The following is a 21466-nucleotide window of genomic DNA, read 5'->3' on the forward strand; positions in this document are numbered from 1 at the left end:
AATGTTTCAATAATATGTTAGCAAGAATAAAAAACACCTCAAATAAACTAGTTTTAAGTATCTTTTAAGTTTAAAACAAAATTTCCCTCTCAAATAGAAGAAAACATGCCCCAGATTTGTTATAATGAAAGAAAAGAAACCCTAAGGAGCTGACTGATGAATTCGCTTAAATTCCAATCCGTATTTGATATTATTGGACCGGTTATGATTGGACCTTCTAGTAGCCACACAGCAGGAGCTGTTCGTATTGGAAGAATTGTCTCTTCTATTTTTGGAGAGGATCCGACAGAAGTTGAATTTCAGTTGTTTAATTCCTTTGCCAAAACCTATCGCGGTCACGGGACAGACTTGGCCCTTGTAGCTGGTATTTTGGGTATGGACACAGATGATCCAAGAATCCCCAATAGTCTTGAAATTGCCCATGAAAGAGGAATTCGAATCGTCTGGTCTATTCAAAAGGAGAGCAATGCTCCTCATCCAAATACGACGACCATCACGGTGAAAAATGATCACAAAACCATCTCCGTCACAGGAATTTCCATTGGTGGGGGAAACATACAAGTTACCGAGTTAAATGGCTTTGCAATTTCTCTAAACATGAACACCCCAACTATTATTATTGTTCACCAAGACGTTCCTGGGATGATTGCCCATGTGACAGAAGCCCTTTCCCGCTATGATATCAATATCGCCCAAATGAACGTAACCCGTGAAAAAGCCGGTGAAAAGGCTATTATGATTATTGAAGTGGATTCTCGTAATTGTGACGAAGCTATTGAGTTAATCCGTCAAATTCCCCATTTACACAATGTGAATTTCTTTCAATAAGGAGACCCCATGTTTTATTCCATTACCGAACTAGTTGAGCAAGCGACCCTCCACTATGAAGGAAATGTCGCAGAATTAATGATTGCAACTGAGTTTGAACTAACTGGTCGCGAGCGCGAAGAAGTTCTGACTCTTATGACACGAAACCTTGAGGTCATGAAAGAATCCGTTCATCTTGGACTCAATGACCAACTTTCTAGAAGTGGCTTGACCGGAGGAGATGCTGCAAAATTGGATCGCTATATTCGATCTGGAAAAGCCCTCTCCGACTATACTGTCCTAACCGCAGCCAAAAATGCTATCGCTGTCAACGAACACAATGCAAAAATGGGCTTAGTCTGTGCTACTCCCACTGCTGGATCAGCCGGTTGCTTACCTGCTGTTCTTACTTCAGCCATCGAGAAACTCCATTTAGATGAGCACCAACAATTGGAGTTCTTATTAGCAGCAGGAGCCTTTGGCCTGGTTATTGCCAACAATGCATCGATTTCAGGAGCCGAGGGAGGTTGTCAAGCCGAAGTGGGTTCCGCGGCAGCCATGAGTGCAGCTGCCTTGACGTTGGCTGCTGGGGGAAGTCCTTACCAAGCTAGCCAAGCCATTTGTTTCGTCATCAAAAATATGCTAGGCTTAATTTGTGATCCCGTTGCAGGACTGGTAGAGGTTCCTTGTGTCAAACGAAATGCTATGGGTGCAAGCTATGCCTATATTGCAGCGGATATGGCTCTAGCAGGAATTGAATCCAAAATCCCTGTCGATGAGGTCATTGACGCCATGTATCAAGTTGGATCTAGCCTACCAACTGCCTTTAGAGAAACGGCTGAAGGTGGTCTAGCAGCAACTCCAACTGGGAAACGCCTACAGCAAGAAATATTTGGAGACTAACCTATGAAGTACATATTTTTCGACTTGGATGGGACTTTAGTCGATAGTTCCGAAGGAATTGAAACCACCTTTCTACACACTTTCAAGCTGCTAGGAGTTCCTGCTCCTGATAAAGAGACTATTCGAACCTTTATGGGCCCTCCACTCGAAGTTACATTTACAAACCATCTTCCAAAAGAACTGGTCACAAAAGCTGTAGAAATCTATCGCACCTATTACAAAGAAACTGGCCAACAACAAACCTATCTCTACCCAGGTATCAAAGAACTCCTTCAACAATTGAAGGAATTGGGTTATCACTTATTCATCACCACCTCTAAGAATCAGGAAGTGAGTCTCGAAATAGCCCATTCACTAGGAATTAGTGATTGCTTTGAAGGGATTTATGGTTCTACCCCAGGATCTATGCACAAATCTGATATCATTCAGCGTGTACTAGTGGATCATCAAATTCCAAAAGAGGAAGCTTGCATCGTTGGGGATACTAAATTTGATATCATTGGGGGAAAAACCATTGGTATTCACACAATTGCAGTCAGTTGGGGATTTGCACCTCTAGAGCAATTAAAAGAGGAAACTCCCGATACCATCGTAGATTCTCCTCTAGCTTTACTGACTCATTTAAGTTAATAAAAGAGGTTTACAAATTTGTAAACCTCTTTTATGTATGAAATCACACATGAGTAAGAATATCCATGGTTCACCAAGGTCGACTGACACAGTCATTTTTCTTTACATCACTTTCCAATCCTTGTCAAGGTAAGAAACAAAATAAAAAGAGGGTTTCCCCTCTTTTTTAGTATCCCCAAGCTGAAAGTCCTTGGTTTGAATAGGCATTATAAGCCGCTTGGATTTGATCATCAACTGTAGCAGTTGAACCCCAACCTGGCATTGTTTGGAAAAGACCACTAGCTCCAGATGGATTTGCTGCGTTCACTTGACCATTTGATTCGCGGGCAATAATGGCTTCCCAAGTTGATGCAGGAACACCTGTCATTTCAGCCATTCGAGCCGCTGCATAGGATCCAGTTTCTCCAGCAGTATTCCCATTAGCAAGTACAATCCCATTTCCAGAATTCGTAACAACAGGTGCTGCATTATAAGTAGCATTAGCAGTAGTTGTTGTCGAAGCCGCTACTTGATTTGTCGAAGCCTCGACTCCAGGTTCCTGACTTACTGTGGCAGTATTTACTTTGTTGATCAATGAGTTTGAACGTTCACCCAACTCAATAATTTGACCAGCGTGGATCAAATCTTGATTGCTGATTTGATTCAATTCAACAAGCTTTTCGATAGTAGTGTTATTCTTAATCGCAATTTCTGATAAAGTATCACCATTTTTCACTTCGTATGTTTCAGCATTCACTACCACACCAGAAACAAAAAGTGAAAGAGCTGAGATAATAGAAGTTAATGTCCATTGGACTTTTTTTGTGTTCATCAATACATTCTCCTTTCGAACATAATACTATCTTACACATTAAATGTTACAGTTAGTTATAATTTATGTTACAAAGGTTACAAAATCATGTATTTTTCATGCAAAAAACGCTATAAATAGCGTTTTTCTTCATTTTTTTAGAAAAATTCCCCTATATGTAGTGGTGGTATTCTAATATTTCAACCAAAAAATGATAGCACCAACTGCTACGACAGACAGAATAGCTACACTATCTAAGGCTTGCCATTTTAACTGCCTATAACGGCTTCTTCCCTCTCCACTTTTATAACCTCTTGCCTCCATGGCAATTGCAAGAGCATCTGCACGTTTAAAACTTGATGCAAACAAGGGAATTAAAATTGGTATAAAAGAGCGGATCTTCTGAAGGAGATTCCCTTCTCCAAAATCAACCCCTCTAGCTCTCTGTGCATTCATAATGCGAATCGTATCATCCATTAGCGTGGGGACGAAACGAAGGCTCATAGACAACATGAGTCCAATTTCATGAGCAGGAACTTTGATGATTTTAAATGGAGTTAACAACTTTTCTACGGCATCTGCTAAGCTTAAGGGAGTTGTTGTCAGTGTTAAAATCGTTGAAAATACAACAATGAGAATAAAACGACAAAAGATCACACCAGCTTGAGCAAGTCCTTTATCCGTTACAGTCAAAAAATAAAATTGAAATAAGGTCTTACCGCCAGTCGTCGCAAACAACTGAAAGAGTGTGGTGAAAGCAATGATAAAGACCATCGATTTCAGGCCATTAATAAAAAAACGGAAGGGGATCTTGGCACTCAAAATCAACGCAAAGGCCAATAAAAATAACAGGACATTCGTCAACACATTATTGGCCCAAAACAAAATAACAATTAACAAGAAAAGTCCCAGTAACTTTGCTCTTGGATCCATACGATGGAGAATGGAATTACCTGGTACATATCGTCCTAAAATCATACTATTCATGTCCAATTAACTCCTTAAACTCCTGTAAAGTGATTGGTAAAGTTGGCAAAGATAGTCCTTTTTGACGTAAGCGCCAAGCAAATTTCGTCACTTTCGGTACACCTAATTGTATGTTTTCTAATCCTTCTACATCCTGAAATACATCCCTTGGATGCCCAGACCTCACCATTCGTCCTTTTTCCAAAACATAAACAAGATTTGCGTATTCTGCCACATCTTCCATAGAATGACTAACAAGAACGATGGTCATCCCAGCTTGATGAAGTGACGCAAATAGCTTCATTAATTCCCGTCTACCTGACGGATCCAAACCAGCTGTCGGCTCGTCCAAGACCAAAATTTCAGGTTCCATCGCTAAAATGCCTGCAATAGCGACCCGTCTCATTTGCCCTCCAGACAATTCAAAGGGACTCCGTTCAAACAACTCTTCAGAAAGACCGACTAAGCGTAATTTTTCCTTAGCAATGCTCTCAGCTGATTCTTGGTCTACTCCAAAATTTTGAGGCCCAAATGCGACATCTTTTACAACAGTCTCAGCAAAGAGTTGACTTTCTGGAAATTGAAAGACGAGACCCACTTTTTTCCGAAGATCCTTTAGCTCTTTTTGAGAAGACTCAGAACTAATGCGCATATCATTCATTTGCACTTCCCCTCGACTGGGCAAAAGCAAACCATTTAATAATTGGAGGATGGTTGATTTTCCACTTCCAGTATGCCCAATTAGAGCTGTATAAGAACCGCTTGGGATTTCTATATTCACATCAAAAAGAGCCGCTCCTTCAAAAGGAGTACCTTCTTGATAGGTATAACTAAGCTGTTTTAAAGCAATTCCCATAATAGTTTCTCTAGCTCTCCTTCAGTCTGATAGGTTTCTCCAACTGGAAAACCTTTTTGATGTAACATGCTGCGCAATCGATTAGCGAAAGGTTCTTCTAACCCAATTTCATCTAAATCATCTCGAGAAAAGAGTTCTCTTGGAGTCAGATCCAAGGTCGCTTTTCCTTTTTCAAAGAGAATAACTCGATCACTTAGGGAAACTTCCTCTAAATCATGGGTAATAGAAATAACCGTTAACCCATATCGTTCTTTGACTTCTCGAACTGTACGAATTAGTTCTAGACGCCCTTCAGGATCCAACATACTGGTTGCTTCATCTAAAATGATGATTTTAGGTCGTAAAGCAATAATCCCGGCAATGGCCACTCGTTGCTTTTGTCCACCGGATAACCTAGCGGGTTCTCGATCTTTGAACTCATCCATGCGGACCATCTTCAAAGCTTCGTCTACTCGTTGCACCATTTCATCTCTTGGAATTCCTTGGTTCTCCAACCCAAACGCCACATCATCTTCAACTGTAGCCCCAACAAACTGGTTATCTGGATTCTGGAAAACCATGCCAATCTCACTACGTTTATCCCAAACATTTTCAGGAGTTAACAAATCTCCGGAAATATAGATTTGACCAGATTCCGGTTCCAACAAGCCATCAATCAAGCGGACCACTGTTGATTTACCACTTCCGTTATGTCCAATAATGGATAACCATTCACCATGTTTCACGTGAAACGAAATATCATTTAACTGATGGTTCTCATCTGTTTTTTGGTATTTAAATGTAAGATTTCGAACTTCTATAATATTATTCATTTATCTAAAGGTATCTTTAAAGAGGTAGGCACTGCCTTTAAAGTATTCATATCCAGAATAGACTGTAAAGATTAGCGCAACATAAAGCGTAATTTGGCCCAATAAATCCCAATGAAAGAGAAGGAAAATAATGGCAAACATTTGTGAGAAGGTTTTAATTTTTCCAGGCATCGCTGCTGGCAAAACAACTCCTCCTGTTTCAACCAATAACAGACGGAGGCCAGTAACAGCTAATTCACGGCAAATAATAACTGCTGTAATCCAAGCCGGAACCATCTTTAATTCAATCATCATGATAAAGGCAGACATGACAAGAAGCTTATCAGCCATAGGATCCGCAAATTTTCCAAAGTTACTAACAACTTTCCATTTACGAGCTAAATAACCGTCCAAATAATCGGTGATACTAGCAACTGCAAAGACAATAGCTGCTGCTACATGCCAACCATAACCTTTACCAAATATTAGCATCAAAATAAAAATAGGAATAAACACAATTCGAATCAGTGTTAAGGCATTTGGGATATTTTCTTTTTTCATTCTAGTCTCCTTACTAGTTTACATGATCATTTACATCTAATTGACAAAATCAACGTCGATTTAATTCGACAAAAACATCATTCCACTATTATCCCGTTATTTAGGGAAAATGATAAAGTCCGTCATATCACAAGCATTGACAAAATCTCGCCCAACCTTTACAACATCTTGTAAAGAAATACTCTGTAAAATTTTTGGAAGATCAAATAGATTTTCACCTGTCTCAATTGGATTAAATTGAGTAGCAATATAATCCAAGGAATTCAAACCGTGTAGAAAATCTCCAAACATTTCACTTTTAATCGTATCCAAATGCTCTTGGGTCACATCAGGGTCTTTCTCAAAATTCTTAATGGCCGTTCTGAACTGATGGGATATACTAACAGGTTCCGAGGTGTCCATCGTTAACATCACAAAGTGAAACGAAGACTCTACTTCAATTTCTAGTGTCAAGGAGTTGTCAAGTTTACCAACTTCATAAAGTGACTGAAATCGTTTAGATGTCCACCCAAACATCATAGCAAACAATAACTTGAGGATAATCTTATAGCGATACTGGTAAAGAGGAGGAATCTGATTTCTTCCACGAATGCCAATTGCTAATTTCGGTGAAGCAACTTCCATCCGACTTGTCTCATTTTGAACAACTGGATTTAAGTCCACGGGTAAGATATGAGGAAGAAGATTTGAAGAGGTCTTCATCTCAAATTCAGAAACAAGGTTAACAAGACTGTCAAGGTCAAAATTTCCGACAACCACTAGCTGCATATTGGATGGTTGGTAGAAATAATCGAAATTATCCTGTAAACTTTTTTCATCAATTTGGGAGAGAGAAGATACAGTACCTGCAATATCTTGGGCTAAAGGTGTTTCTGGATAGAGATTTGCCAATGCCCTAAAGAATAATTGGTAGTCGGGACTATCTTGGTACATTTCGATCTCTTGTTGAATAATCAATTGTTCCTTCTTTAGAGAATCCTTTGAGAGATGAAGAGATTGTGTCATCTCCAGTAACAATCTCAGATTTTCATTGACATTCGAGGTGGTCGAAAAGAGATAGCTAGTTTGTGTAAAGCTAGTAAAGGCATTACTTTCAGCTCCCAGCTTTACAAAATGCTGTAAATAATCTTGACCGTCTTGATCTTCAAATAATTTATGTTCAAGAAAATGTGCAATCCCTGCTGGAAATTCTTTTATTCCCTCCACTCCATCTACTATAAATCTTGTGTCAATAGAACCGAATTTAGTAGAAATGATTGCATAGCTTTCATTAAAATCCGCTTTTGGAATTAAATATAACTTCAATCCATTTTGGAGACTTGTCTGATAAACACATTCTCCAACAGCTGGATAATCTATTTTCTCCAAATCTTTCTTTATCATTCTCTTCCTTCCATAAAATAGACCGCTTGCAATTTGAGTGATTTGGCAACAGCCATAATTTCTTCTTTCGTCACCAGTTGAATAGCTTGGATCCAATCATCAATTGACAAGAACTGTTTTCCTAAAATAGAGTGTAAATAAGCTCTTTCAATCAAGGTGCCCGGTCGATCCTGAGACAATTTTGCAGCATTTATAATCATTGCTTTTGTCAAGCGCAGCTCTTCACTTGTAAACTTCCCTCTCTTCAAGTCACTCACTTGACGGCTCATCAGAGTCATTGTCCGGGTTCGATTTTTTCGATCAATCCCCGCATAGATCCGCATAAAATGAGAAAAAATATCAAAATGGCTAGAGATGGTATAAGCCAACCCTTCTTTTTCTCGAATGACTGTAAACAATTTAGAATGAGAGAAAGCCCCCAGTAAACCATTTAAAACAATCAAAGCAAAATGCTCTTTCTCTCCATACTGAACAGGAAAATGATAACCTAACTCTAAAATAGATTGATGAGTATCTCTTTGCTCGAGTCCTTCTCTGACAACGTTTGAAAAAGATTGGGCATAAAAAAGATTGACATGAGATTTACGAGGTTGTAAACCAAATTCACTAATCCTTTCAATGACCGCTAGTTCATTGAAATCACCCATAAAGAAAAAGTCAATCAGATTTGTTTGAAGCATTTCTTGAAATGCTTGATAAGCTGACCCTTCATCCTCATTCTGAATCTGCTGGATACTTCCATACTTACTTAGTTTCATATCAGCTTGATCATAAAACAAACGATTCAATTGTTGGTGAGCATAATAAAAATGATTTTCAATTTCTGCTTCTAGTTCTGTAACGAGATTTTTTTTCTCTACTGAAAAAGTTTCTGAATGAAAGCACCCGTTTTCTGCAAGAGGAGCATTCAGAGATATCTTTAATAAATCCAACATCTGATCTGTCAAGACATTTTTCTTGCTCAAAAAAGCATCACGGACATAAGATAAATTAATATCAATGTAGTGCATTTGACCGCGTTTTGAAACAGAAGTAGAAAAATTTGCTCCATACAAGTTCGCCAACTGCTCTCTAAATTGCTGTGAAGTTGGGTAAAGTTGATTGGCTGTTTCGATCATGCGTGAAGCTAGAACTCGTCCTGCTATTGTTTCTTCAGAAAGAGGGGCCGAGAACCGCACTTTTATCTCATTGGTCTTAAATTTTTCTGATTTCATAAAATGGATTTGAACACCAGTAACTAATTCCATCGTCATCCTCGTTCTAACAAATATTACTCTTCATTATATCATGAAATCCCAGTAAAATCTTTCCCAGACAGATTAAAAAACGTTTACACTGACTCGCCCTATTTTAGGTTTTTCATCCTTTTGTGGTATAATAACTATCATTGAGGTGAACTATGAACTATAAACTTTTTGATGAATTTATCACACTACAAGCCCTATTTAAAGAACTGGGAATCATTCAAAGCGGTGGAGCTATCAAAGCCTTTTTACACGAAAATCAAGTAGAGGTCAATGGAGAAGTGGAAACCAGAAGAGGACGTAAGTTACGAGTCGGAGATACAATCGAAGTAATTGGTGAGAAGGAAGTCATAACACTGACAGAACCTAGTCCAGAAGAGATTGAAGACTATCAAGCGGACAAGCTGGAAAAAGAACGCGTTGCTCAATTAGTGAAGAAATTAAACAAAGAACAAAAACAAAAAAAAGATTCTAAACCTAAAAAAGAAGAGAATAAGCGGAAGCCTGTTCGTTTCCCAGGAACATAATATGTGGCTTAAATCCATACACATTCAGAAATTTCGAAATTATAAAGAAGTAGATCTTCAATTCCACTCTGGTTTGAATATTTTCTTAGGCCAAAATGCTCAAGGAAAAACCAATCTCCTCGAATCCATCTACTTTTTAGCCTTGACCCGCAGCCATCGGACCCGTTCCGATAAAGATCTAATTCATTTTCAAGAGGAACAATTTACTGTTTCAGGGGTCCTAGAAAAAAAGACCGGCTCAATCCCTTTAGAAATTTCTTTATCCTCAAAAGGACGAGTCACTAAAGTGAACCACTTAAAACAAAGCAAGTTATCAACCTATATCGGTAACATGAATGTAGTTCTCTTTGCTCCAGAGGATTTACAACTTGTTAAAGGCTCACCCGCTCTTCGCCGCAAGTTTATTGATATTGATTTAGGCCAGATGAAACCCGTCTATCTATCAGATTTAACAGCCTATCATCATGTTTTAAAGCAACGAAACAGTTACTTAAAAACGGCAACTACCGTAGACCCAACCTTTTTAGATGTCTTGGATGAGCAATTAACAGATTATGGTAGCCGGGTCTGCATCCATCGGAAAGATTTTCTTAAAAAATTAGAAGACTTTGGACAAGAGAAACATTTTGAAATTTCGAATCAAACTGAAAAACTATCTATTCGGTATGATTCCTCCATTCCTTTTCAAGATGAGGATACACTTCGCCAAACCTTTATCACCTTGCTTCGAGAAAATCGGACAAAAGATCTCATCAAAAAAACAACCAGTGTTGGTCCTCACCGAGATGACATTAGCTTTTACATCAATGATATGAATGCGACTTTTGGTAGCCAAGGGCAGCACCGCAGTGTTGTTCTTTCCTTAAAATTAGCAGAGATTTCATTAATTGAATCACTGACGAATGAAAAGCCGATTTTACTCTTAGACGATGTTATGAGTGAACTTGACAACAATCGTCAACTACATTTACTAGAAGTTATCTCTCGTGACATCCAAACATTTATCACAACTACTACTTTAGATCACCTAAAAGATTTGCCTGAAGACTTAAAGATCTTTAATATTCACTCAGGTCAAGTTGACGAATAATTAACAAGGTTGTCAATTTTGATTGACAACTTTTTGACATAATAAAAGTGTGGAATCTTATGATTTCACACTTTTATTTTTTATTGAACAGAGTAGTTTGGTGCTTCATTGGTAATTTGGACATCGTGTGGGTGGCTTTCTTTCAACCCTGCCCCAGACATTTCAACAAATTGTGCATTTTCATGCAATTCTTGAAGGTTGGCAGCTCCAACATAGCCCATACCAGAACGGATACCACCAATCATTTGGAAGACGATATCGGCTGCTGAACCCTTATAAGCAACCCGACCTTCGATTCCTTCTGGAACCAATTTGTTGGCTTCATTAACAGAACCTTGGAAGTAGCGGTCGCTTGAACCTTTCTTCATGGCTGCAATAGATCCCATACCACGATAAGTCTTGAACTTACGTCCTTGGAAGATTTCAGTTTCACCTGGTGCTTCATCTGTTCCTGCAAACATAGATCCAAGCATGACTGCATGACCACCAGCTGCAAGGGCTTTAACAATATCTCCAGAATACTTGATCCCACCATCAGCAATGATTGTTTTTCCATATTCACGCGCAACAGCGGCTGCGTCATAAATCGCTGTAACTTGAGGAACTCCGACACCAGCAATCACACGAGTTGTACAGATTGAACCAGGTCCAATCCCTACCTTAACCACGTCAACACCTGCATCATAGAGAGCACGCGCTCCCTCAGCTGTAGCAATATTACCTGCAATCAAGGTGCGATCTGGAAAATGAGCACGAATTTCAGCGATTTTACGAAGAACACCTGCAGAATGACCATGGGCTGTATCGATAACAATAGCATCCGCACCAGCTTCAAACAATGCTTCCGCACGCTCAAAAGTGTCAGATGTAACTCCGACAGCACCTGCTACTAAAAGACGACCAAATTCGTCTTTCGCTGCATTTGGAAACTCAATAACTTTTTCAATATCCTTAATGGTAATCAAACCTGACAAACGACCATTTTCATCCACCAATGGTAATTTTTCAATACGGTGTTCTTGAAGAATCCGTTCAGCTGTTTCTAAATCTGTACCAACTGGTGCAGTCACAAGATTCTCGCTGGTCATATGGTTGGAAATCGGTTGATTATAATCAGAAATAAAGCGTAGGTCACGGTTGGTCAAGATCCCTACTAGTTTACGGTTTTCCATGGTTTCAACCACAGGTACACCACTGATCCGGTAACGTCCCATAAGTTCATCGGCTTCAGCAATGGTATGTTCAGGTGTTAAGAAAAATGGGTCAATAATAACGCCGTTTTCAGAGCGTTTTACTTTACGAACTTCATCTGCTTGTTGGGCAATGGACATATTTTTATGAATAACCCCAAGTCCTCCAGCACGGGCAATGGCAATAGCCATTTGGCTTTCAGTAACTGTATCCATCGCAGCTGTGATGATTGGGATATTCAACACAAGGTTATCCGCCAATTTTGTACGAAGATCTGCATCGTTTGGTAATACATGACTTTCAGCTGGAATGAGCAATACATCATCGAAGGTATAACCTTTTTTCAAAAATTTAGTGTCCCAATTTGACATTCCCATTTTCCTCTTTTCTTTCTTTTTGAGCCAAGCTCGTCTTTTTTGATTGATAATATCATACCATTCTAAGATAATTTGTCAATCATTTGTAGAATATTTCAAAAAGAGGTGTTGGAACCTCTTTTGAATCAGTTATTTTATTGAATCATCTCAATATCAAGAGCTTACTTGAAATAGTTTAATCCCATAGCAGATTTTACTTGATCAAGCGTTTCTGCTGCAACCGAACGGGCTACTTCACTACCTTTTTGAAGCATATCATAAACTTGACCCATATCTTTAGCAAATTCAATCCGTCGTTCGCGAATAGGTCCCAACTCTCTTTCAAGAATCTCTAACAAATAGCGTTTGGTTTTAACATCTCCTAAACCACCCCGTTGGTAATGGTCTTTCATGTCTTGAATGGTCGCTTGATCTTCTTCTTTTCCAAACACATCCAAATAATGGAAAACCATATTTCCTTCGATTTTCCCTGGATCTTCGACACGAATATGCTCAGGATCTGTATACATACTCATGACCTTTTTCTTCAAGGTGTCCATATCATCCGCTAAATAGATACCATTGCCAAGAGATTTGGACATTTTGGCATTCCCATCCAGACCAGGCAAACGACCCGCTGCCTCATTTTCTGGGAAAATTCCTTCAGGTTCAACCAAAACATTGCAATGATACGCATGGTTAAAGGAACGAACAATTTCACGAGTTTGCTCAATCATGGGCTTTTGGTCAGTTCCAACAGGCACGAGATTGGCTTTAAAAGCGGTAATATCTGCAGCTTGGGAAACAGGATAAACCAAGAAACCAGATGGAATAGACTCTCCGAATCCTTTTTGGGCAATTTCTGTCTTAACGGTTGGGTTTCGTTCCAAACGTGAAACAGAGACCAAATTCATGTAATACATGGTCAATTCCGCTAGCTCAGGGATTTGACTTTGAATAAAAATAGTTGATTTCTTTGGATCTAAGCCAGCTGCTAAATAATCTAGAGCAACATTTCCAATAGACTCAACAATGGTTTGCGGATCTTTAGCATGATCCGTTAGAGCTTGCTGATCGGCTAAAAAGACAAACATCTGGTACTTGTCTTCATTTTGCATAAGAACTCGATTCTTCAACGAACCGACATAGTGTCCAATATGGAGCTTCCCAGTCGGGCGATCTCCAGTTAAAATAATCGGCTTGGTCATTTTTCTTCCTCCCTGAAGTACAAAATAAAAGCCCACGCATAGCAAAAACTATGCGAGGGCGTCTGAGACACGGTGCCACCTCACTTAGAACAGCATATGCTGTTCTCTCTGACTCATCACAAATGAGCTGCACATAAGGCCTGCTAGCCGAATCTCTATTGGTTAAGATTCTATTTGAACATCAGTCCATTTCATTCTGTTTCGTTGCTTATTTTCAGCGACCATAAGCTCTCTAAAAAACGAATACAAATTACTCTTCTGATTGCTTTTCATTATATAATGACATCAAAGGAAAGTCAAGTTCTTCACCCTTTTCTACAGACTAAATGACTTCCTCCAGTGCATAAGGGTATTCATTGAAAAATCAAGCGTTTTCTAGTAAAATAGGCTTATATAGACAGAAAAAGAGGAGAACTATACGTGCTAACAGTTACAGACGTCTCACTACGTTTTAGTGATCGTAAACTTTTTGATGATGTCAACATCAAATTTACAGAAGGAAATACCTATGGTTTGATTGGGGCCAATGGTGCTGGAAAATCAACCTTTTTAAAAATCTTAGCTGGGGATATTGAACCGACAACTGGTCATATTTCTCTTGGACCAGACGAACGTCTTTCTGTTCTTCGTCAAAATCACTTTGACTACGAAGATGAGCGTGCCATTGATGTCGTTATCATGGGAAATGAAAAACTTTATAGCATCATGAAGGAAAAAGATGCTATCTATATGAAGGAAGATTTTTCAGATGAAGACGGTGTCCGCGCAGCAGAACTTGAAGGAGAATTCGCTGAACTAGGTGGTTGGGAAGCAGAAAGTGAAGCTTCACAACTCCTCCAAAATCTGAATATTCCAGAAGAGCTCCACTACCAAAATATGAGTGAACTAACAAATGGAGATAAAGTGAAAGTCCTCCTAGCCAAAGCTCTCTTTGGTAAACCAGACGTCCTTCTTTTGGACGAGCCGACCAACGGTCTAGATATTCAATCCATTACCTGGTTAGAAGATTTCTTGATTGATTTTGAGAATACCGTTATCGTTGTATCCCACGACCGTCACTTCTTGAATAAAGTATGTACCCACATGGCCGACCTAGACTTTGGAAAAATCAAACTCTATGTTGGTAACTATGATTTCTGGAAAGAATCATCTGAACTGGCTGCCAAGTTGTTAGCAGACCGTAATGCTAAAGCAGAAGAAAAAATCAAACAATTACAAGAATTTGTGGCTCGTTTCTCTGCCAATGCGTCAAAATCAAAACAGGCAACGTCGCGTAAAAAGATGCTTGACAAGATTCAGTTAGAAGAAATTGTCCCATCTAGCCGAAAATACCCATTTATCAGCTTTAAAGCGGAGCGAGAAATTGGAAATGATCTGTTGACAGTAGAGAACTTATCTGTAAAGATTGACGGTGAAACTATTCTTGACAACATCAGCTTCATCTTACGTCCAGGTGACAAGACGGCTCTTATCGGTCAAAACGATATCCAAACAACTGCCTTGATCCGCGCCATTATGGGTGAAATCGAATATGAAGGAACTGTCAAGTGGGGAGTTACAACTAGCCGCTCTTACTTACCAAAAGACAATTCAGCTGACTTTGCAGGTGGCGAGTCAATTCTTGACTGGTTGCGTCAATTCGCAAGTAAAGAAGAAGATGACAATACCTTCCTTCGTGGATTCCTCGGACGCATGCTCTTCTCTGGAGATGAGGTTAACAAGCCTGTCAACGTCTTGTCAGGGGGAGAAAAGGTGCGCGTGATGCTTTCAAAACTCATGCTTTTGAAGTCAAACGTTCTTGTACTTGACGATCCTACAAATCACTTGGACTTGGAATCAATTTCAAGCTTGAACGATGGATTGAAAAACTTCAAAGAATCGATCATCTTTGCCAGTCACGACCATGAGTTTATTCAAACTCTTGCCAACCATATCATTGTTCTTTCAAAAAATGGTGTCATTGACCGGATTGATGAAACCTATGATGAATTCTTAGAAAACCAAGAAGTTCAAGCAAAAGTTAAAGAACTTTGGAAAGACTAAGAATCACTCCAAATGATCAAAAACCCTGGAACCTTTGTTTCAGGGTCTTTCAATAGACTATATGAAATTTAAAAAATATCTATCACACCCCATCATTGTTTACTTTACAGCTTTTTTACTTCCCTTTACAATCTTATTTTTCGTCTACCTCAGTCAGGGCATTTATTGGGGGAGTGAAACTTCTCCTTTATTAGGTGATGGCTTTCATCAATACGTTATTTTCGACGTTACTTTACGAAATATTTTACACGGAACCGACAGCTTCCTTTACAGCTTTACAAGTGGGCTCGGGTTAAATTTCTACGCTCTTTCCAGCTATTACTTAGGAAGTTTTCTATCTCCCTTTGTCTTCTTCTTTGACAGTTTATCCATGGTTGATTCCGTCTATCTCTTTACACTGATAAAAATAGGATTGATTGGGTTGTCAACTTATTATTCCATTAAGGGAATCTATCCTCAACTGCAAACATTCTTGGTTCTTTCGCTGTCAACTTTGTTTGCGTTAATGAGTTTCTCCGTCAGTCAGATTGAAATCAAAACCTGGCTCGATGTCTTCATTTTGGCTCCTCTTATTCTGTTAGGTTTACACCGTTTGATGACTCAAAAGAAGCGGGTTCTCTACTTTACAAGCTTGACTATCCTCTTCATCCAAAATTATTATTTTGGATTTATGATGGCTATCTTCTTGACATTATGGTATTTCACGCAGATTTCCTGGGACTTTAAAAAAAGAATATCTTCTTTCTTTGACTTTACAATTGTGTCAATTTTAGCAGGGGTCACTAGCTTGATCATGATTTACCCCACCATATTGGATTTACGAACTCATGGAGAAAACTTTACCAAGATTACAAGAACCTTTACAGAAAATAGTTGGTACTTAGACGTTTTTGCAAAGAATTTGATTGGTAGCTTTGATACAACAAAATATGGGGCTATCCCTATGATCTATGTTGGTCTATTTCCATTCTTACTTGCCTTTCTATTTTTCTTTGTCAAATCGATTCGGTTTCACGTGAAACTAGCATATTTGACCTTATTAGTCATTCTTATTGCAAGTTTCTATTTACAAGCTTTGGATTTATTCTGGCAGGGAATGCATGCTCCTAATATGTTTCTTCACCGTTATGCCTGGCTCTTTTCATTGACTATTTTGTTCATGGCAGCAGAGGTCCTCAATCGGATAAAAGAAATCAATTGGCAACGACTCTGCCTAGCTGTTAGTTTGCTTAGTATTGGATTTATCCTCACCTTTCTCTATCGCAAGCACTATCCTTTCTTGACAAGCAGTCATTTTGTCTTGACACTAGAATTCCTTCTTGTATTCTTTACTGTGACACTTGCCTTTACAGTTCGTAAACTTTCTCATCCCATTTTTTCTGCTGTTATTCTTTTCTTCTGTTTGTTTGAAATTAGTATAAACAGCTATTATCAGATCGATGGGATTGCAAATGAATGGGTATTTGCAGCTCGTTCTTCTTACCAAGGAAAGATTCCATCAATTGATAAATTGACATCAAGTTTACAGGATGATCAAGAATTTTACCGAACAGAGATTCTCCAACCTCAAACAGGTAATGACAGCATGAAATACAATTTTAGAGGGATCTCCCAGTTTTCATCTGTCAGAAATACAGATACCAGTTCGACACTAGATAAACTCGGTTTTAAATCAGATGGAACCAACTTGAACTTGCGCTATCAAAACAATACTTTACTAATGGACAGTCTGTTCGGGATCAAATACAATATTTCAGATAGGAATCCTCAAAAGTTTGCTTTTCATAAATTGGAAACGCAAGGAAATCAGACCTTGTATCAAAATGAAAAAGCTCTTTCACTAGCATTTTTAACCGCAAGTCCCTACAATGATATCCAATTTTCTAATCTAACCTTGGATAACCAAAAGAACTTTCTCAATCATCTAACGGGTCAATCGTTGACTTACTATCAGCGATTACATCCACTGAAAACTGGTGCAGATGATCCTTCTCAAGGTCCTCAGAAAGCTAAAGTTGAAGCAGATAGTTTTCTGACCTATGCCAGTATCGAATATGAGCTCTACATTCAAAACGATAGTCAACTTTACGTGAACCTTCCTTCTTTAGAATTTGAAAATGAAGATTATACAGATGTTGAAATCATTACGAATGGCCAAGTCAACCGCTATACAACAGACAATGTCTTTCCATTCTTCACCATTGGTCACTTTACAGCAGGAGAAACTGTTAAGGTTCGAATTGCCTTCCCTGAAAATTCTACCGTAACCTTCCAAACTCCAGAATTTTTTGCTTTGAACCTTCAAGCCTACCAGGAAGCCTTTGAAAGGTTGCACCAACAAGAAGTTCATGTGCAAACCAAAGGAAATACCGTCACTGCAGATTTTACAGCAGACCACCATACAAGTCTCTTTTTCACCCTTCCTTATGATAAAGGGTGGACAGCGACGATCAATAATCAACCTGTCCCTATTCAAAGGGCTCAAAAAGGATTTATGACTGTTGATGTCCCTAAAGGAAAAGGACAGGTTGTTCTACAGTTCATTCCACATGGGTTAAAAGAAGGAACCATCGCTTTCCTACTCGGAATTCTTTCCTTCGCTTGCTACAATGCTATTCGAAAGAAATCTCAATCCTCAAAAAATCAGTAAATTCGCATCATAAAGAGCCCCATCAGTTTGAAGGGGCTCTTATTTTATACAAAAAAAGCATCCCTTAGGATGCTAGTTTAGCTCCGCCAGTAGGACTCGAACCTACGACATCATGATTAACAGTCATGCGCTACTACCAACTGAGCTATGGCGGAATGAGATATAGTCCGTACGGGATTCGAACCCGTGTTACCGCCGTGAAAAGGCGGTGTCTTAACCCCTTGACCAACGGACCATGTCATTAACAGAACATATCCCATTATACCATCGATTCAAAAATTGTCAAGCCTTTTTCTGTATTTTATTTAATAATTCTTCGACCCTTTTCACCTGTGTACGAGAAACAGGGCAAGTTGTCTCCTCTTCTAACATCAAGAGTCTCTTGCGACGATCAAAACTGACAATCATTCTTTGATTCACTAGATAAGACTGATTAGGACTGAAGAAATGATTGTCCACATCTTTTTCAAGTATATCCTTGATAGTCCCTAAAAATTCCTTTTGAAAATTCTTTCCAACAAGTCGCAATTTGTGGGAAACTCCAGTTGTTTCAATGTACAATATATCTCGATATGGCACTCGAATTTCCATATTTTTGAAACTATACTCAAAGAAATCAATGATATTTTTATTTTCAATCACATTCTTCTTCAAGTAGAGAATACATTCTCTAATTTTTTCCTTAAACAAGTTTTCATTCAAGGTTTTTTCAATAAATTCAAGAGCTGATACCTTGTAACGATAGGTAATAGTAGCAAATTCCGATTTCGTCGTGATAAAGGCAATGATCGCAAAAGGATTGACCTCACGAATCATTTGAGCTGCCTTGATACCAGCTTTTTCATCCCCTTTGATATCAATGTCAAGGAAGAAAAGCTGATGAAAATCACCATTGGTTAGATATTCCTTTAGTTCAGTTATTTTACTGGTGGAAACAATATTTAATCGTAGGCCTTCCTCCTCAGCGATAGCTTTCACATGTTTCTCTACTCGAACTTGTTGAGAAATTTCGTCCTCTAGCAATACAATATTCATCTATCTTCCTTTCTCTCCAATAACTAAGCTCTGCGTAAATCTTCCATTGATCAACTCTGTCTCTAGAAAAATAGCAGCATATTCTCCAATAAGCTCTTTTACAATCGCAAGGCCCATTCCTCTACGATCCCCTTTAGTTGAAAATCCTTTTTCATAAAGCTTATTCCAATTAATCGGTTCATCAGAAATAGAGTTCTTTATGATCAGATGCACTCCATTCGGCATATTAAAAATCGCTATTTGAACTTCTTTTTCTTGACTCATTTTAGCAGCTTCAATAGCATTATTGACTAAAATTCCAACAGTTCGTACGAGATCCAACAATCTCATTGGAACCTTTTCAATAATATCTTCTGTTTCAAAGGTTAGTTTGACACCCATTTCCTCCGCATAGATCCATCCCCTACTTAGGATACTTCTCAAAGCAGAATCTCGAATATTTCCTAGGTCAAATCCTGTATATTCTTCTTTTTGGAGTTGGCCGTAGCATTCCTCAAGAACATCTCTTTGAATTCGTTTAATATCATCAATATTTTCTTCCTCAATCGCTAAATTTAAGGAAGTGATAATATTGCCAAAATCATGACGAAAACCTTTTAATTCTAAATAGAGGCCTTGAATTTTATTCATATACTGCTCCATTTGGCGCTGTTCGAACCTCTTTTGCTTCAACTCCATTTTCTTTTCATAACGATCTCGAACCGTCTTCATTTGAACCATGGTTCCGATAAATATCAAGAAGCAAATCGTTGCTACCATGCTACCAAAACTATTGAAATGAGCAATATCACTTATCCAATGAGAAGCATTCAATACTAAGGTTAAAATAAGATAACTAACAATCAATTGTTGGACAAATTTCTTAAAAACCCGCTCTTTAAAATAGAGAAGATTCACTTCGAGAATGGCAATAATTCTCGTAATAATAACAATCGATAAAACTGAAATAAGAGTAACAAAAAATATAGAATAATAAGTTACTATGTAATCTCCAGTTATAGACGATAAAATTACTGATAAAAAAGTATCTGTTGTCTCAAAAGCTAGATAAATAAACAGAGAATATAAAATTGCAAAAAAATGGTCATATCTACAGAAGAATCTATAGTACGCGTAAAAAAATAGAGGATAAGATAAAATAAAGAAAGCGTATAAGAAATCTAATTCAAAATATCCTAAAATATAAGATATCACATAAAGTAAAGTAGAAATGATTAAAATTAAATAGAATTTTGAATGCTTATGTTTTAATTGTCTATCAATTAATGGATAAGATAAAATCAAGGGTAATCCAATGAGAATAAAATACACATAATTCATGGACATTATTTTTTACCTTTTTTAAATAAATCTCTAATAATAATTTTTGAATGTTTATCCCCTCCACAGATTTGCTGCAATTCTTTTTCTGTAAGAACTTTAAATGCCTTAGAAACTGTTGATGGATTGTTTTTCATAAAAAAAATCTCCTTATAATTTATTTGATTATTAAATTATTAAATTTAATATACACAAATTTTATTACAAAATCAAAAGCTTTTTTAACATTTCCGCTATTTGGTTCATTTTTACAGCTATTTGGAACAAAAAATCTAGTTTTTACAATTTTTTTATCCCATCTGTTTAGAAAAACTCTAGTTTTTTAAAAAACTAAGTAATAAAAAAACGTGATTTCTGTAAAAATCACGTTTTTTTATTTTGATCCCAGCAGGATTCGAACCTGCGACCGTTCGCTTAGAAGGCGAATGCTCTATCCAGCTGAGCTATGAGACCAGATGTCTTTTTATTCTATCAGAAAATAGGAGGAGCGTCAAGATTCATTTATGGTAAGGACTTCCCTGTTGAATCATAAATGCCCGGTAGATTTGTTCGATTAAAACAAGCTTCATCAATTGATGGGGAAGGGTTAACTTTCCAAAACTCATAAGTAAATTCGCTCGTTTTTTAACTGCTGGGGACAAACCTAGACTTCCTCCAATCACGAAGGTAATTTCAGAATACCCTCGTACAGTGACCTCTTCTAAGGTTTGACTAAACTTCTCAGATGGAAATTGTTGCCCTTCAATCGCTAAGGCAATCACATACTCACGATCTCCAACTTTAGCTAGTATACGATTTCCTTCTTTTTCCAGGATTTGCTGGTTTTCTAAATCACTGGCTCGATCAGGAGTTTTTTCATCCGGCAATTCTATCAATTCTAGCTTCGTAAACCGCCCCAAGCGTTTCGTATATTCGGCGATTCCATCTTTTAAATACTTTTCTTTTAATTTTCCAACTGTTACAATTTTAATTTTCATATTCATATTCTAACACAAATGAACTTATACACAAGTCTTCAACAAATAGACCAGCATCTATCTTTCAAAAAATGGCTCTATATTCACGTTTTTCACACTTATACACAGTTTTCCACAACTTGTGGAAAAAATTTCCAT

20 protein-coding genes, 3 tRNA genes and 1 other annotated feature are annotated in these 21466 nt (G+C 38.0%); of the genes, 7 read left to right on the forward strand and 16 right to left on the reverse strand.

The annotated features are described in order from the left end of the window. The first annotated feature begins 156 nt into the window (after nt 1-156). Genes sdaAB through I2C87_RS06480 form a run of 3 tightly spaced genes read left to right on the forward strand, consistent with a single transcriptional unit; the run spans nt 157 to nt 2340 of the window. Nucleotides 157-828: an L-serine ammonia-lyase, iron-sulfur-dependent subunit beta gene (gene sdaAB, locus I2C87_RS06470; protein ID WP_195324268.1), complete on the forward strand. Its 672-nt coding sequence runs from the start codon at nt 157-159 to the stop codon at nt 826-828. 9 nt (nt 829-837) lie between these two features. Continuing rightward, nucleotides 838-1710: an L-serine ammonia-lyase, iron-sulfur-dependent, subunit alpha gene (sdaAA, locus tag I2C87_RS06475; protein WP_125329311.1), complete on the forward strand. Its 873-nt coding sequence runs from the start codon at nt 838-840 to the stop codon at nt 1708-1710. A gap of 3 nt (nt 1711-1713) precedes the next feature. Beyond that, nucleotides 1714-2340, forward strand: a complete 627-nt coding sequence (locus tag I2C87_RS06480; protein ID WP_006595348.1) for an HAD hydrolase-like protein — start codon at nt 1714-1716, stop codon at nt 2338-2340. A 166-nt stretch (nt 2341-2506) separates the two neighbouring features. Here the strand turns inward: I2C87_RS06480 and I2C87_RS06485 are convergent, their stop codons facing one another. The 7 genes from I2C87_RS06485 to yfmF all read right to left on the reverse strand — a co-directional run bounded on the left by I2C87_RS06485 (nt 2507) and on the right by yfmF (nt 8934). After that, complete coding sequence (locus I2C87_RS06485; RefSeq protein ID WP_048715090.1) at nt 2507-3151, reverse strand: LysM peptidoglycan-binding domain-containing protein; 645 nt, start codon at nt 3149-3151, stop codon at nt 2507-2509. A gap of 171 nt (nt 3152-3322) precedes the next feature. After that, nucleotides 3323-4117: an energy-coupling factor transporter transmembrane component T family protein gene (locus tag I2C87_RS06490; protein WP_195324269.1), complete on the reverse strand. Its 795-nt coding sequence runs from the start codon at nt 4115-4117 to the stop codon at nt 3323-3325. After that, nucleotides 4110-4952, reverse strand: coding sequence for an energy-coupling factor ABC transporter ATP-binding protein (locus I2C87_RS06495; protein WP_048690995.1), 843 nt, complete (start codon nt 4950-4952; stop codon nt 4110-4112). The genes I2C87_RS06490 and I2C87_RS06495 overlap by 8 nt, the downstream gene beginning before the upstream one ends. Further along, entirely contained in the window at nt 4937-5764 is an 828-nt protein-coding gene (locus I2C87_RS06500) for an energy-coupling factor ABC transporter ATP-binding protein (protein ID WP_006595344.1), read from the reverse strand. The genes I2C87_RS06495 and I2C87_RS06500 overlap by 16 nt, the downstream gene beginning before the upstream one ends. Further along, complete coding sequence (pgsA, locus tag I2C87_RS06505; RefSeq protein ID WP_006595343.1) at nt 5765-6304, reverse strand: CDP-diacylglycerol--glycerol-3-phosphate 3-phosphatidyltransferase; 540 nt, start codon at nt 6302-6304, stop codon at nt 5765-5767. Between the two features lie 96 nt (nt 6305-6400). Further along, the gene (gene yfmH, locus I2C87_RS06510) at nt 6401-7687 is read right to left on the reverse strand and encodes an EF-P 5-aminopentanol modification-associated protein YfmH (protein WP_195324282.1); all 1287 of its coding nucleotides are present in this window, start codon (nt 7685-7687) and stop codon (nt 6401-6403) included. Further along, nucleotides 7684-8934 (reverse strand): EF-P 5-aminopentanol modification-associated protein YfmF, encoded by a 1251-nt coding sequence (gene yfmF / locus I2C87_RS06515; RefSeq protein WP_195324270.1) that lies wholly within the window; start codon nt 8932-8934, stop codon nt 7684-7686. The genes yfmH and yfmF overlap by 4 nt, the downstream gene beginning before the upstream one ends. Before the next feature lie 152 nt (nt 8935-9086). On the opposite strand from yfmF, the gene yaaA reads away from it, so the two are divergent. Together yaaA and recF are read left to right on the forward strand one after the other, a co-directional pair. Further along, the gene (yaaA, locus tag I2C87_RS06520; RefSeq protein WP_048691002.1) at nt 9087-9458 is read left to right on the forward strand and encodes a S4 domain-containing protein YaaA; all 372 of its coding nucleotides are present in this window, start codon (nt 9087-9089) and stop codon (nt 9456-9458) included. A gap of 1 nt (nt 9459) precedes the next feature. Next, nucleotides 9460-10548, forward strand: a complete 1089-nt coding sequence (gene recF, locus I2C87_RS06525; RefSeq protein WP_195324271.1) for a DNA replication/repair protein RecF — start codon at nt 9460-9462, stop codon at nt 10546-10548. 80 nt (nt 10549-10628) lie between these two features. Here recF and guaB read toward each other — a convergent pair whose 3' ends face one another. Then, a complete protein-coding gene (guaB, locus tag I2C87_RS06530; protein WP_048789949.1) occupies nt 10629-12110 on the reverse strand; it encodes an IMP dehydrogenase in 1482 nt (493 codons plus the stop codon). 167 nt (nt 12111-12277) lie between these two features. Further along, nucleotides 12278-13303 carry a tryptophan--tRNA ligase gene (trpS, locus tag I2C87_RS06535; RefSeq protein WP_195324272.1) on the reverse strand — a complete coding sequence of 342 codons (1026 nt, stop codon included), beginning with the start codon at nt 13301-13303 and terminating at the stop codon, nt 12278-12280. Nucleotides 13304-13354: 51 nt separating this feature from the next. Next, nucleotides 13355-13580: a binding site (T-box leader), on the reverse strand. Between the two features lie 143 nt (nt 13581-13723). On the opposite strand from trpS, the gene I2C87_RS06540 reads away from it, so the two are divergent. Both I2C87_RS06540 and I2C87_RS06545 read left to right on the forward strand, forming a co-directional pair. Then, on the forward strand, nt 13724-15346 hold the full coding sequence (locus I2C87_RS06540) for an ATP-binding cassette domain-containing protein (RefSeq protein ID WP_061564539.1): 1623 nt from the start codon (nt 13724-13726) through the stop codon (nt 15344-15346). A 61-nt stretch (nt 15347-15407) separates the two neighbouring features. Continuing rightward, on the forward strand, nt 15408-17996 hold the full coding sequence (locus I2C87_RS06545) for a YfhO family protein (protein WP_229046255.1): 2589 nt from the start codon (nt 15408-15410) through the stop codon (nt 17994-17996). 81 nt (nt 17997-18077) lie between these two features. Here the strand turns inward: I2C87_RS06545 and I2C87_RS06550 are convergent. The 7 genes from I2C87_RS06550 to rlmH all read right to left on the reverse strand — a co-directional run bounded on the left by I2C87_RS06550 (nt 18078) and on the right by rlmH (nt 21328). Further along, nucleotides 18078-18151, reverse strand: a tRNA-Asn gene (locus I2C87_RS06550). Between the two features lie 8 nt (nt 18152-18159). Then, nucleotides 18160-18231, reverse strand: a tRNA-Glu gene (locus I2C87_RS06555). A 47-nt stretch (nt 18232-18278) separates the two neighbouring features. Then, nucleotides 18279-19031, reverse strand: coding sequence for a response regulator transcription factor (locus I2C87_RS06560; protein ID WP_154854253.1), 753 nt, complete (start codon nt 19029-19031; stop codon nt 18279-18281). Next, complete coding sequence (locus I2C87_RS10070; protein WP_229046258.1) at nt 19032-20357, reverse strand: sensor histidine kinase; 1326 nt, start codon at nt 20355-20357, stop codon at nt 19032-19034. Continuing rightward, nucleotides 20357-20488: a bacteriocin gene (locus tag I2C87_RS06570; RefSeq protein WP_195324273.1), complete on the reverse strand. Its 132-nt coding sequence runs from the start codon at nt 20486-20488 to the stop codon at nt 20357-20359. The genes I2C87_RS10070 and I2C87_RS06570 overlap by 1 nt, the downstream gene beginning before the upstream one ends. 242 nt (nt 20489-20730) lie before the next feature. Next, nucleotides 20731-20804: transfer RNA gene (locus I2C87_RS06575), tRNA-Arg, on the reverse strand. Between the two features lie 44 nt (nt 20805-20848). Further along, on the reverse strand, nt 20849-21328 hold the full coding sequence (gene rlmH / locus I2C87_RS06580) for a 23S rRNA (pseudouridine(1915)-N(3))-methyltransferase RlmH (protein ID WP_129269707.1): 480 nt from the start codon (nt 21326-21328) through the stop codon (nt 20849-20851). Nucleotides 21329-21466: the final 138 nt, after the last annotated feature.

The sequence above is a fragment of the Streptococcus sp. 1001283B150225_161107_H12 genome, from assembly GCF_015552665.1.
In the GTDB taxonomy this organism is placed as follows: Bacteria; Bacillota; Bacilli; order Lactobacillales; family Streptococcaceae; genus Streptococcus.

Bases quoted from the DNA above. Each gene is read 5' to 3' on its own strand.
- sdaAB (WP_195324268.1), top strand. From the start codon at position 157: ATGAATTCGCTTAAATTCCAATCCGTATTTGATATTATTGGACCGGTT.
- sdaAA (WP_125329311.1), top strand. From the start codon at position 838: ATGTTTTATTCCATTACCGAACTAGTTGAGCAAGCGACCCTCCACTAT.
- I2C87_RS06480 (WP_006595348.1), top strand. From the start codon at position 1,714: ATGAAGTACATATTTTTCGACTTGGATGGGACTTTAGTCGATAGTTCC.
- I2C87_RS06485 (WP_048715090.1), bottom strand. From the start codon at position 3,151: ATGAACACAAAAAAAGTCCAATGGACATTAACTTCTATTATCTCAGCT.
- I2C87_RS06490 (WP_195324269.1), bottom strand. From the start codon at position 4,117: ATGAATAGTATGATTTTAGGACGATATGTACCAGGTAATTCCATTCTC.
- I2C87_RS06495 (WP_048690995.1), bottom strand. From the start codon at position 4,952: ATGGGAATTGCTTTAAAACAGCTTAGTTATACCTATCAAGAAGGTACT.
- I2C87_RS06500 (WP_006595344.1), bottom strand. From the start codon at position 5,764: ATGAATAATATTATAGAAGTTCGAAATCTTACATTTAAATACCAAAAA.
- pgsA (WP_006595343.1), bottom strand. From the start codon at position 6,304: ATGAAAAAAGAAAATATCCCAAATGCCTTAACACTGATTCGAATTGTG.
- yfmH (WP_195324282.1), bottom strand. From the start codon at position 7,687: ATGATAAAGAAAGATTTGGAGAAAATAGATTATCCAGCTGTTGGAGAA.
- yfmF (WP_195324270.1), bottom strand. From the start codon at position 8,934: ATGGAATTAGTTACTGGTGTTCAAATCCATTTTATGAAATCAGAAAAA.
- yaaA (WP_048691002.1), top strand. From the start codon at position 9,087: ATGAACTATAAACTTTTTGATGAATTTATCACACTACAAGCCCTATTT.
- recF (WP_195324271.1), top strand. From the start codon at position 9,460: ATGTGGCTTAAATCCATACACATTCAGAAATTTCGAAATTATAAAGAA.
- guaB (WP_048789949.1), bottom strand. From the start codon at position 12,110: ATGTCAAATTGGGACACTAAATTTTTGAAAAAAGGTTATACCTTCGAT.
- trpS (WP_195324272.1), bottom strand. From the start codon at position 13,303: ATGACCAAGCCGATTATTTTAACTGGAGATCGCCCGACTGGGAAGCTC.
- I2C87_RS06545 (WP_229046255.1), top strand. From the start codon at position 15,408: ATGAAATTTAAAAAATATCTATCACACCCCATCATTGTTTACTTTACA.
- I2C87_RS06560 (WP_154854253.1), bottom strand. From the start codon at position 19,031: ATGAATATTGTATTGCTAGAGGACGAAATTTCTCAACAAGTTCGAGTA.
- I2C87_RS10070 (WP_229046258.1), bottom strand. From the start codon at position 20,357: ATGTCCATGAATTATGTGTATTTTATTCTCATTGGATTACCCTTGATT.
- I2C87_RS06570 (WP_195324273.1), bottom strand. From the start codon at position 20,488: ATGAAAAACAATCCATCAACAGTTTCTAAGGCATTTAAAGTTCTTACA.
- rlmH (WP_129269707.1), bottom strand. From the start codon at position 21,328: ATGAAAATTAAAATTGTAACAGTTGGAAAATTAAAAGAAAAGTATTTA.